Genomic DNA, 12,617 nt, shown 5'->3' on the forward strand with positions numbered 1-12,617 from the left:
TTTTAATTATCTTGAACTATTGATCGCATATAAACATTCTCGTGTGGAACCGGTTACCTGGTTCGCTCATGTTTTCTGCGATGCAGCGGTTTTCCGGTCGCTGATACTACTAACCAGAGAGTCATCACTGATGTCACAGAATTTTACTGAAGTGTCAAAATCGATTGTCGATGCCATTGGCGGCGTGGAAAACGTTACTGCTGTGACGCACTGTATGACGCGCTTACGCTTTGTACTGCATGATGACAGCGCGGTGGATAGCGCCCGGCTGAAGTCGATTAAAGGCGTAATGGGCGTTGTACATAATGAAAACCAGTGTCAGGTGATTATTGGTAATAATGTTGCAAAAGCGTATGCCGAAGTGGTGATACTGCTGCCGGCAGGCGCGGTCGCCGGGCGTGCAACCGCCGTGGATGGCAGAAATAAAATCACTCTGAAACGCATCGGCGCGGGCATTCTTGATGCGCTAATCGGCACCATGTCACCCCTGATCCCGGCGATTATCGGCGGCTCGATGGTTAAACTGCTGGCGATGATCCTCGATATGACCGGCATCTTTGAGAAGGGCGCTTCGACGCTGATTATTCTCAATGTGATCGGCGATGGCGCGTTCTTCTTCCTGCCGGTGATGGTGGCGGCCTCAGCGGCGGTGAAATTTAAAACCAATATGTCGCTGGCGATTGCGATTGCTGGCGTGCTGGTACACCCTAATTTTGTCGACCTGATGGCAAAAGCGGCGCAGGGGCAGCAGGTGTCATTTATCGGTTTTGATATTACCGCGGTGAAGTACACCTATACCGTGATTCCGGCGCTCTGCATGACCTGGCTGCTGTCGTATATTGAGAAGTGGGTCGACCGTATTACGCCAGCTGTTACCAAAAACTTCCTGAAACCGATGCTGATCGTGCTGATTGCTGCGCCGGTTGCGATTATGTTTATCGGCCCGCTGGGTATCTGGATTGGCAGCGGCATCTCGGCGCTGGTCTATACCGTACACAGTTATCTCGGCTGGTTATCGGTGGCGATTATGGGCGCCATCTGGCCACTGCTGGTCATGACTGGTATGCATCGCGTATTTACCCCAACCATAATTCAGACCATTGCGGAAACCGGTAAAGAGGGCATGGTTATGCCATCGGAAATCGGCGCTAACCTGTCGCTTGGCGGATCTTCACTGGCGGTAGCCTGGCGTACTAAAAACCCGGAACTGCGTCAGACGGCGCTGGCCGCGGCGGCATCGGCGATTGTGGCCGGGATTTCTGAACCCGCGTTGTATGGTGTCGCGCTCAGACTGAAACGTCCGCTGGTTGCCTGTCTGATCAGTGGTTTTATCTGCGGCGCTGTCGCCGGTATTGGCGGACTGGCCAGCCACTCAATGGCGTCGCCAGGACTGTTTACCAGCGTGCAGTTTTTTGATCCGACAAATCCAATGAGTATCGTCTGGGTGTTTGCGGTGATGATCCTGGCAGTGGTGCTCTCCTTTATCACCACCTTGCTGCTGGGCTTCGAGGATATTCCGGTTGAACAGCCAGCAAATGACAGCGTACCGGCTGCCCCTTATGCCGCATCGCCAGACGTTGTAAAAGTTAACTGAGATAAGAGGACTTTATGTCAACAGCAACATTTCCCGATGGATTTTTATGGGGCGGCGCACTGGCCGCAAATCAGGCCGAAGGCGCTGCATTTGAAGGCGGAAAAGGGCTGACCACGGTTGATATGATCCCTCACGGGCCGCAGCGTCTGGCAATAAAACTTGGCCAGCAGAAGCGCGTGGCGCTGCAGGCGGATGAGTTTTATCCCAGCCATCAGGCAATCGACTTTTACCACCGCTATAAAGAGGATATCGCCTTAATGGCGGAGATGGGTTTCACCGTATTTCGCACCTCGATTGCGTGGAGTCGCATCTATCCCAATGGCGACGAACTGACGCCGAACGCTGAAGGCATCGCTTTTTACCGCGATATGTTCAGTGAATGTAAGAAATACAATATTGAGCCACTGGTCACCCTGTGTCACTTCGATGTGCCGATGCATCTGGTGACCGAATATGGCTCCTGGCGCAATCGCAAAATGGTGGAGTTCTTCGCCCGCTATGCCCGCACCTGCTTTGAAGCCTTTGACGGGCTGGTGAAGTACTGGCTGACCTTTAATGAGATCAATATCCTGCTGCACAGCCCGTTCTCTGGTGCTGGTCTGGTCTTTGAGCAGGGAGAGAATCAGCAGCAGGTAAAATATCAGGCGGCGCACCATGAGCTGGTGGCCAGCGCCTTAGCCACTAAAATTGCCCATGAGGTGAACCCGCATAATCAGGTAGGGTGCATGCTGGCGGGGGGGAATTTCTACCCGTGGTCCTGCAAGCCGGAAGATGTCTGGGCGGCGCTGGAAAAAGATCGCGAAAATCTGTTCTTTATTGATGTACAGGCACGCGGCGCTTATCCGGGTTATACCCGACGGTTATTCAAAGAGAAAGGCGTGACACTGATTACTGCGCCAGAAGATAACGAAATCCTGCAGCACAGTGTCGATTTTGTCTCCTTTAGCTACTATGCATCGCGTTGCGCTTCGGCCGATATGAATGAACACAACAGCAGCGCCGCCAATATCGTCAAGTCGCTGAAAAACCCGCATATCGAGGCCAGCGAATGGGGCTGGGGCATTGATCCGCTGGGTCTGCGCATTACCATGAATATGATGTATGACCGCTATCAGAAGCCGCTGTTTCTGGTGGAGAACGGACTTGGCGCCAAAGATGAAATTAACCCGCAGGGCGAAATCAACGACGATTACCGCATCAGCTACCTGCGCGAGCATATTAAAGCAATGGCGGATGCGATTGAGGATGGTATTCCGGTGATGGGCTATACCTCATGGGGCTGTATTGATCTGGTGTCTGCGTCAACCGGTGAAATGAGTAAGCGCTATGGTTTTGTCTATGTCGATCGTGACGATCAGGGGCAGGGGACATTAAACCGGATGCGTAAGAAGTCGTTTTACTGGTATCAGAAAGTGATTGCCAGTCATGGCGCGGATTTAGGTTAGCCCGCTGCGGGGATCGCATTGAAAAGTGAGATTCCCGCTGTAATCTGCTTTGCTCTGTGATTAAGATGGCCTGATATCAGGTGATTAATATCGACTGAACTGCGTTTTCCACGTTAAACCGCATCACCGCCAGTGGGACAGTGAGGTTCGATTTAATAATCGAAATAAAGGACATACATGGACACTCCTCTTCTGGCAATTGACAGTAACTTTGCCACCCTTAACGACAGTGAAGTGACGGCGGCGGTGATGGATGCTTATATCCAGTCGATGTCATTCAACTTCCTCGAATTCCCGAAAAGAACAGCGCAGATTCTGGAGTTAGTGACGCATAATCCTGCCTGGTGGAGGCGGTTAATTCATTCTGCAGATCAATTGTTGTGGATTAAAGATAAAGGTTATGGCTGGGCAGTGTACCGCCAGACCACATCCTGCGGTTTTATCCGTTTATATCGGTTTAAGCCATCTGCGACTACCGACCACACTAAAACCACGCCCTGGTCTGAAGGGAACTGGCAGACGATAAAGAGTGAGTCGGAACTCGCTGCGCTGCTGGCTACTGAAGCAACGGTATTTGTGTTTGAGCAATGGAAAAAACATCAGCTGGAAGTCAACCGTATCCCGGCTGATTTTGCCCGCGGACGACTGGCTAATACCGCGGTTTCTCAGGCTATAATTGTTGCTAAAGGCAATGGCTGCGCTATTTGTGGTGATGCTGCAACGCATCGCGCCTCAACCACCATGGGCGCTGAACAGGCGGTAATGTTATCGGTTTCGCTGTGCGCGCAGCATGAAAACGACGTGCAACAACATCCTTGTGTACTGGCTTTTTTTGCGAGTTTATTTTTTCTGAAGTTGGATATCCCGGATCTTATTAAGCTGGATTATATTCCGGAGACGCTGACAGAACCGATGTTTGCGCTGATTGCGGCAAATTTACAGGCCACCTTTACGCCGCCAGAGAAAAGGTCACGAGGATGGAATGTGAAATTTTGTATGGCAGATGGCTGGTCATGGCGATTACGCATTAACTCACTAATGGACTACGCATATATGTTGTTTGATGCCGACGACAAGCAGCGACATCGAATAGATTCTGCTCCTGACCATCCGGACGTTCCCTGGGGACCCGATCATCAGCATTACGCGCCAAAGCCCGGCAAGAAGCATCGGATTGAACCAAGTTTTACCTACGGAGTTCCCATCTTTGATTTTCCACTGCTTGAGAAAGCAAAGCAGCACTATCAAAACCAGCAGTAGTGGCGTTGCGCGGTGATAGAAAAATCCGCGCCGTGGCGCGGATTAAACCGGTTATTTCGCGGCCGCGGCGGCCTGCTTCACCCAGCCATCAAAGGTAGCCTGATGCGCTTTAATCCAGCCTTCGACATGCTGCTGGATATGTTCGGCGGAGGATTCGCCGTCATGCATGCGCTGGTTCTGCGCATTTACATCGGCCAGCGGCAGTTTGACAATCGCAAAGAGTTTCGCGGCTGCCGGGTTTTTCTGCGCCCACTGTTTGTTGGCCACCACATGTTCGTTATTGGCGATAAAACCGTAATTTTTGCCATTCGCTAATTTGGTATCGAGATCTTTTTGCGAGCCTGGCGTGGCGGAAAACGGCACGGTTAACCAGACCACATCTTTACCCGGCTTCAGCACATTGCTGACCCAGTAAGGTGTCCAGGTATAATACAGCACCGGCAGACCCGCTTTATAGCGAGTTAAGGTGTCAGCAATAATCGCCGAATAATTTCCCTGGTTCTGCTGCACGGTATTGCTCAGACCATAAGCTTTCACCTGCGCCTCGATGACCGAACCACAAACCCAGCCCGGATTACAGCCCGCCAGATCGGCTTTGCCATCACCATCGGCATCAAACAGCTTTGCCAGCTTGGGGTCTTTCAGCTGCGAAATATCGGTGATGTGATATTTATCGGCGGTTTTTTTATCGATCAGATAGCCCTGTGCTGCGCCGCTAATATAGGTGCCCTGACGATAGAATTTCTGGTCGCCACCGGCGGTCTCATACATATCTTTTTGCAGCGGATCCCAGTTTACGGCCAGATAAGTGGCATCGCCTTTGGCAATCGCGGTGTAAGCCACGCTGTAATCCACTTCCTGAGTGGGTTGTACGTCGTAACCCAGTTTTACCAGCGCATGATTAATTAATTCAGTCTGAAAGGACTCTTCCGGCAGGGTGCTCTGCACCGGATTGACTGTTACGCCTTTCCCGGGTAAATCGGCGGCAAAGGCGGCCGGAGCGGCAAACAGAATGGCAAGGGTGATGGCGTTAATTCCAGTGGTGCGCATAATAAGAACCTTATTATTTTTCACAAGTTAAGCCTGTAGTGGCAGGAATATTCCCGGATTGTGGTTTTGTTGGGAATGAAAATTGAAAATGGGGAGTGACGAGACGGGTATATCTGATCAGCAACAGGATAAGTTGCAGACAGTGAAATGCATGCGGTGAGAGCTGAGGGTCAGGGTAACGCTGATTATTAGCAAATATCATGCGGGTAATGTGGGGTGAGCGCTGTCTTACAGGGTTATCGTTTAGCGGGTAAGACTCACCGTTATTCTTCCTGGTTATATGTTATCGGTTTGTTTATACCCTAACACACTGAGCCGGGCTGGCAAGTGTTACTGCCGCCATAGCGCTGATTATCCGGTGGGGTAATGGTCTGAAAGGGCATCGCGTAATTTTGCCAGCTTGCGATACCGGTTTGATTTATCAGCTTTTTTATCGGCTACACTTCCGGTTTAGCATCATAGCCAGGAGAGTCGATGATCATTTCTGCTGCAACGGACTACCGTGCCGCGCCGCTGGGACGCGTCTTTGTCTGTGCGCTGGTCGCCGCAGGTGAGGCGGAGGTGATTAACCTGCTGGCGCTGCCGGAGCAGCCGCCGTGTAAATTCTTTCTGCAAAAGGGGAGTGGTGAGTTATGGCGTCTTGCGGGAAATATTTCGCCCGGCATCCGCGGCAAGTTTGCTGATATCGAACAGTGCAAGGGCGGTGATCGCGGCGATAACCACAAACCCCAGCCTGAAATCCATGCCGCGTCCGGCGGGAAGTTGCAGCCAGCTGGTTAACCAGGCACCGGTGCGAATACTTAGCGCCCCCAGCGTTACGCCAAGGCCGCTGGCGAGCTGCAACGAGGTGCTGAATAGCGTATTCGCCGAGCTCATCTCCTGCGGCGGCACCTCCGCAAACGCCAGCGAACTGATGGCGGTGAACTGCATCGAACGGCTTAGCCCGCCGATAAACAGCAGTACCAGCGTGATGATTTCTGGCGAGTCAGGCGTCAAAAAAGCGCAGCCCAGCAGCGACAATACGCAGACAATGCCATTGACCATCAGCAGCTTTTTAAAGCCAAAGTGATGGATTAGCGGGGTGGTGGCCGGTTTCATCGCCAGATTACCGGCAAACACCGCCAGCACCAGCGTACCGGCCTGAAACGCATCCATACCAAAACCAACCTGAAACATTAACGGCAACATAAATGGCGCTGAGCTGATGGTGGCGCGCAGGATAAACCCGCCACGCATCGTAATGCGAAATGAGGGAACCGCCAGCGCGTTCAGACGGACAAGCGGCGACTGGCTGCGCCGCAAATGTCTGACTGCCCAGAGCAGCGCCAGCAGGCCGGCCGCCATCAGCGCTACTGCCGACGCAGGGTTCAAATTTTCCTGACTAAACATCTCCAGGCCCGCCACCAGACAGAGCATGGTGATACCCAGCGAGACAAAGCCGATAGCATCAAACGGGCGCTGCTTATCGGCGCTCTGGTTCGGCATGATACGCAGCGTCAGTATCATGGCGATAATGCCCAGCGGCACATTCAGAAAGAAGATCCAGTGCCAGCTGGCCCAGGTGGTAATAAAACCACCCAGCGGCGGGCCAAGGATGGGCGCAACCAGCGCTGGCCAGGTTAAGGTGGCAATCGCCTTAATCAGATGCTCTTTTTTGGTGGTGCGCAGCACCACCAGCCGTCCGACCGGCACCATCATCGCGCCGCCAATGCCCTGCAAAATGCGCATCAGCACAAATTCGCTGACGTTATGCGTCAGGCCGCAGAACAGGGAAGAGAGGGTAAAAATCAGCAGCGCGAGGCAGAATACATTGCGGCCGCCAAAACGCTCGGCAACCCAGCCGCTGGCAGGGATCAGCACCGCCAGCGTTAACAGATAAGCGCTAATGCCGATATTAAGATCGACAGCGCTGACGCCGAAGGCGTTAGCCATCTCTGGTAAGGCGGTAGCAATTACCGTTCCATCAAGGAACTCCATAAAAAAGGCGCTGGCAACCAGTAGCGCCACCCCTGAAATACGCCCCGCATCCGCATCCGGCTGCTGCCGGTGTGGTGGTCTTTCTGCTAAACCCATTCCACATCCTCTGCCTGTCCAATAACCGCGCGCCAACAAAGGTATGATAAGTTTGAAAACCTGTTACACCAAAAAATGCGCAAATGCGTCGGTAGCCGCTCGATTAAATAATTAGCAGTTTAATAAAAACCCACGAAATCTCAGTTAGTTGTTAAACTAATATGAGTTTTTAAATGGGAGTTGTTATGAAACTGGGCTTTGCTTGTAAATTCCTGAATGCAGAACTATCGCAGCCTTTTCCTTTCAGAGCGACGACGCGTAAAAGGTTTTTGGGACTAAATAATCAAGAGCGGATGGCATTGATATCTGAAATTTCAGCCTTCAATTTGACCAACCTGTTGCAGGTTCTCAGACAGCTGGCTTTAGCGCCGGAAGCACTCAGGATGATGAGGATCGGCAGTGATCTGCTGCCACTCTATACCGTGCCGGAAGCCACCATTTTATATCATGACTTTTTGCCTGAGTTATATCCCCTGTTTGCCGAGTGTGGTGATATTGCCCGCGAACATAATATACGGCTCTCTTTTCATCCTGGTCAGTATACGGTGCTGGCATCAGATAACCCATTAGTGGTCGAAAGAGCGATTGAAGATGTTGAGTATCATGCGCTGTGCGCACAGCTTATGGGCTATGGGAAACATTTTCAGGATTTCAAAATCAATATTCATATGAATGGCAAACTGGGTTTCGCCGGGTTTAGCACTGCTTTTGCTAAATTGAGCCCTGCAGCAAAGCGGATGTTAACGGTAGAAAACGATGAGATTTCCTGTTCGCTGGACGACGTGTTACAGGCCGCCGGGTTATGTCCGGTGGTGCTGGATATTCATCATCACTGGGTAAAGGAAAATACATTTATCCTTCCTGATGATCCGCGTATCGCCTTAATCAAAGCGTCATGGCGCGGCGTAACGCCGGTGCTGCACTATTCGATCTCTCAGGAGGGGTTGATTCCCGCACAAGGGTTCCCGGACCAGACGATATCCGGCTTATCTAAAACCAAATTCAGGGCGCATTCCGATTACTATTTTAACGATACGCTGAATGACTGGGCTTTATCATTTACTGAGTTTGATATTATGTGTGAAGTGAAAATGAAAAATATCGCCAGAGATCGTTTATATGATTATGCACGGTTGCATGCACTGCCGTCCGCTGCGCTCGCCAGCCGCTGAGGAAAACACCCCAGCAGCCAGTCGATAAACACCCGCAGACGATAAGTGACATGGCGGTTTTGCGGATAGACGACATGAAAAGGATAGGGGGCTGGTCGCCAGGCTTGCAGAATCTCCACTATTGAGCCGTCTTTCAACAGCGGATCCAGCGCGTAAGTAAAGGTCTGAATAATCCCCAGTCCGGCAAGCGCTGCTGCGAGGTGGGCGTTACTTTCATTCACCCCTATCCGGTGTCCGGTTTTAATTTCACTCTTTACGCCGTCACGCTCGAAACGAAACGGAAACGCCCGACCACTCTGTGGCGACAGGTAGCTGACCAGCCGGTGACCATTTTTAAGTTCTTCCGGATACGCTGGCACACCATATGCTTTTAAATACGCCGGAGTGGCGCAGGTAATCAGCGTGGCATCACCAATATGGCGGGCAATCAGTGTGGAATCATGAAGCGGCCCGCCCCTGATTACGCAATCGACATTGTCGCTGATAAGGTCGACCGGACGGTCAGATACGCCCAGATCAATGTGGATATCAGGATAACGAGAAAAAAAGTCTGGCAGCGCCGGAATCAGCACGTCGCGCGCGGTCGAACCGCCAATATCAATGCGAAGCTGTCCACGGGGCTTACTCTGCACCGCGGTAAATGAGGCGTCGATATCTTCCAGATCGCGCATAATGCGGGTCGCCTTCTCGTAATATTCATGTCCTTCCGGCGTCACCGTGACACGACGGGTGGTGCGCTGTAACAATCTGATCCCCAGATGTGCTTCAAGTTCCTGAACCATTTTACTGAGTGTCGCATTAGGCATATTCAGCGAGTCTGCTGCACGCGTAAAATTTCCGGTTTCCACCACCCGGGCGAAAGCCCGTATTGCCTGCAACTGATCCATTGGCGTCCTCCTCTGGCGTGTTGATTATCCACGCAGGTGAATAGTGATTCCCATTTTACCGTATTTTTCCCTAAAAAAGTTAACGCTACATTAGCTTCATACCCGGCACGATACGCCGGGTGAATATTCTGACCCACTACTTTATCTGGAGAGAACACGATGAATCAGCCACTGAATGGAAAAATCGCCCTTGTCACCGGCGGCACTACCGGCATCGGTCTGGCAAGCGCGCAAGAACTGGCAGCTCAGGGAGCACAGGTGTTTATCACCGGTCGTCGCCAGCAGGAACTAGACGCTGCCGTCGCCACCATCGGCGCTGCAGCAACAGGCATTCGCGCCGATGCTTCGCTGCTCACCGACCTCGACGAAGTCTATTCCCACATCGCCAGACAGGCGGGACGACTGGATATCCTCTTCGCCAATGCCGGTGGCGGTGATATGCAGGCGCTGGGCGCAATTACGGAAGAACACTTTGATCGTATTTTTGCCACTAATGTCCGTGGCGTACTGTTTACCGTACAGAAAGCGCTGCCTTTACTCAGCGACAGTGCTTCGGTGATCCTGACAGCATCGACCACTTCGATTCAGGGAACCGCCGGATTTAGCGTGTACAGCGCCAGCAAAGCTGCGGTGCGCAATTTTGCCCGCTCATGGGCGCTGGATTTGAAAGGTCGCGGCATTCGCGTCAATGTGGTCAGTCCCGGCCCGGTACGCACGCCTGGTCTCGGTGGCCTGGTAAGTGAAGAGCAACGGCAGGGCTTGTTCGATGCGCTCTCTGCGCAGGTTCCGCTTGGTCGTCTGGGAGAACCGCAGGAGATCGGCAAAGTGGTGGCATTTCTTGCTTCAGATGCCGCCAGCTTTATTAACGCCAGTGAAATGTTTGTTGATGGTGGTATGGCGCAGGTCTGAATCTGCTTTAGCCGGGCAGGTGAACGGGGAACGCCGCTGAAAAGAAAAATCCACGCATTTGCGTGGATTTTTAATGGGTCTGGTTTAAGGCCGCCTGAACAGTGCAATACTGCGGCCTGCCAGCTCAAAATCCTTTTCCCGGGTGATAACCATGCCGTGCTGTGCGCTGTCACAGGTGGTGAGTTCCAGCACCCAGCCGCCCTCGCCAAACTGGGGAATACGGAACGGCACCGTACCTTCGAAGGGATTAAGCAGCATCAGAACGTCGTGCCAGATGCCTTCTTCAGTTTGCAGATCCGGGCGGCCGATATAGACACCGAGTGTCGATCCCTCATCCCAGTGTTCAGACTGCTGGAAACCGCCGCCGGCATTAAACCATTTGATATCCATACCATCGCGCCAGCTCTCGCGGCGCAGTAGCGGCTGTTCGGCCCGCAGCCGGATAACCTGGCGGGTGAACTCGCGTAGCGACTCGCTGCTTTCCGGCAAATTATCCCAATGGATCCACGAAATCTCGCTGTCCTGGCAATAGCCGTTATTGTTGCCCAGCTGACTGCGGCCAAACTCATCGCCAGCCAGCAGCATCGGCGTGCCATGAGAAAAGAACAGCGTGGCGAGAAAATTGCGCTTCTGACGCTCGCGCACCGTATTGATCTCGTTATCCGTCGTCGGGCCTTCGACACCATAGTTATACGAACGATTGTCGTTATGACCGTCGTTATTATCTTCGCCGTTCGCCTCGTTATGCTTTTCGTTGTACGAAACCAGATCGTTAAGCGTAAAGCCGTCATGGGCGGTAATAAAGTTGACGCTCGCCCACGGCCGACGCCCGCGCTGATCGTAGAGATCGCCTGATCCAAGCAGACGGGCGGCGAAATCGGTGGAAACATTGTCTCCCAGCCAGTATTCGCGCACCGTGTCGCGATATTTATCGTTCCACTCGGCCCAGCCTGGCGGGAAGCCGCCGACCTGATAGCCCCCCGGGCCGATATCCCAGGGTTCGCCAATCAGCTTCAGCTTTGACAGCACCGGATCCTGCATTATTGCATCGAAAAAGCCGCCGCGTTCATCAAAGCCTTCCGGTTCGCGGCCAAGAATGGTGCCGAGATCGAAGCGGAAGCCGTCGATATGCATCGATTCCGCCCAGTAACGCAGCGAATCCATAATCATCTGCAACACGCGCGGATGCGAGGTATTAACGGTATTACCGGTGCCGGTATCGTTAATATAGTAGCGGTGCTGCTCAGGCATAGTGCGGTAATAGGAGAAGTTATCAATGCCTTTTAGCGACAGCGTGGGACCCAGCTCGTTGCCTTCTGCGGTGTGATTGTAGACCACATCAAGGATCACCTCGATACCGGCATCATGGAACGCCCGCACCATATCGCGAAAGCCCTGGATACCGTTTGGACCGAAATAGCGGGATGCTGGCGCAAAGAAGGCGAGGGTGTTGTAACCCCAGAAATTTTTCAGCCCCTTATCAAGCAGATGATGATCGTCGGGGAACCAGTGAACCGGCAGCAGTTCAACCGAGGTGATACCGAGGCTTTTAATATAATCAACCGACGCCCGGTGACCCATGCCTTCATACGTTCCGCGCAACGCTTCCGGCAGAGCGGGATTAAGCTGGGTAAAACCTTTTACATGGGTCTCATACACCACCGTTTGCGGCCAGGCAACGGTCGGACGGTTCTCGTCATGCCAGTCGAATTCATCTGGATCGATAACCCGGCACTTGGGCATAAACGGCGCGCTGTCGCGTGTGTCGAAACTCAGGTCTTTATCTTCATGCAGCAGGTCATAGGCGAAGTGCGCATCATCCCACTCGATATCGCCAGCCAGTTCGCGCGCATAGGGGTCGATAAGCAGCTTATTCGGGTTAAAACGATGGCCATTTTCCGGGTCATAAGGGCCATGCACGCGATAGCCGTACAGCGCGCCGGGTTGCAGACCAGGTATATAGCCATGCCAGATCTCATGGGTGTACTCCGGCAGCTCAAGTTTTGCGATTTCGATTTTGCCGCTCGGATCGTACAGGCAAAGCTCGACCCGCTGCGCATGTGCCGAGAAGATCGCAAAATTAACGCCCTCGCCATCAAAATTGGCGCCGAGAGGGTGACCAGACCCGCTGGTGATGGTGAAAACAGTATCATTTGACATTCGTCCCTCGCCATTAAATGAAGAAAGTTCACTAAATACTTTGATTTATAACGTTTTTATTTCAATA

General features: G+C 52.6%; 9 protein-coding genes. 5 read left to right on the top strand and 4 right to left on the bottom strand.

All coding sequences use genetic code 11. From position 1 onward, the window contains the following. The first annotated feature begins 130 nt into the window (after window positions 1-130). From ascF to J2125_RS21765, 3 genes are all read left to right on the top strand, one after another. Window positions 131-1,594, top strand: a complete 1,464-nt coding sequence (gene ascF, locus J2125_RS21755) for a PTS cellobiose/arbutin/salicin transporter subunit IIBC (RefSeq protein WP_017802030.1) — start codon at window positions 131-133, stop codon at window positions 1,592-1,594. A gap of 14 nt (window positions 1,595-1,608) precedes the next feature. After that, complete coding sequence (locus J2125_RS21760; protein WP_017802031.1) at window positions 1,609-3,039, top strand: 6-phospho-beta-glucosidase; 1,431 nt, start codon at window positions 1,609-1,611, stop codon at window positions 3,037-3,039. A 177-nt stretch (window positions 3,040-3,216) separates the two neighbouring features. After that, a complete protein-coding gene (locus tag J2125_RS21765; protein ID WP_017802033.1) occupies window positions 3,217-4,299 on the top strand; it encodes a hypothetical protein in 1,083 nt (360 codons plus the stop codon). 51 nt (window positions 4,300-4,350) lie between these two features. Here J2125_RS21765 and proX read toward each other — a convergent pair whose 3' ends face one another. Beyond that, window positions 4,351-5,349, bottom strand: a complete 999-nt coding sequence (proX, locus tag J2125_RS21770; protein ID WP_026111824.1) for a glycine betaine/L-proline ABC transporter substrate-binding protein ProX — start codon at window positions 5,347-5,349, stop codon at window positions 4,351-4,353. A 630-nt stretch (window positions 5,350-5,979) separates the two neighbouring features. After that, complete coding sequence (locus tag J2125_RS21775) at window positions 5,980-7,422, bottom strand: MFS transporter (RefSeq protein WP_017802035.1); 1,443 nt, start codon at window positions 7,420-7,422, stop codon at window positions 5,980-5,982. A 185-nt stretch (window positions 7,423-7,607) separates the two neighbouring features. Here J2125_RS21775 and J2125_RS21780 point away from each other — a divergent pair, with 185 nt between their 5' ends. Then, window positions 7,608-8,594 (top strand): UV damage endonuclease UvsE, encoded by a 987-nt coding sequence (locus tag J2125_RS21780; protein WP_026111825.1) that lies wholly within the window; start codon window positions 7,608-7,610, stop codon window positions 8,592-8,594. Here J2125_RS21780 and J2125_RS21785 read toward each other — a convergent pair. Next, the gene (locus J2125_RS21785) at window positions 8,546-9,481 is read right to left on the bottom strand and encodes a LysR family transcriptional regulator (protein ID WP_017802037.1); all 936 of its coding nucleotides are present in this window, start codon (window positions 9,479-9,481) and stop codon (window positions 8,546-8,548) included. The genes J2125_RS21780 and J2125_RS21785 overlap by 49 nt on opposite strands. Window positions 9,482-9,640: 159 nt before the next feature. On the opposite strand from J2125_RS21785, the gene J2125_RS21790 reads away from it, so the two are divergent. Next, entirely contained in the window at window positions 9,641-10,390 is a 750-nt protein-coding gene (locus J2125_RS21790) for an SDR family oxidoreductase (RefSeq protein WP_017802038.1), read from the top strand. An 84-nt stretch (window positions 10,391-10,474) separates the two neighbouring features. Here J2125_RS21790 and glgX read toward each other — a convergent pair whose 3' ends face one another. After that, a complete protein-coding gene (glgX, locus tag J2125_RS21795) occupies window positions 10,475-12,550 on the bottom strand; it encodes a glycogen debranching protein GlgX (RefSeq protein ID WP_017802039.1) in 2,076 nt (691 codons plus the stop codon). Window positions 12,551-12,617 lie beyond the last annotated feature (67 nt).

This window comes from Winslowiella toletana (assembly GCF_017875465.1).
Taxonomy (GTDB): domain Bacteria; phylum Pseudomonadota; class Gammaproteobacteria; order Enterobacterales; family Enterobacteriaceae; genus Erwinia; species Erwinia toletana.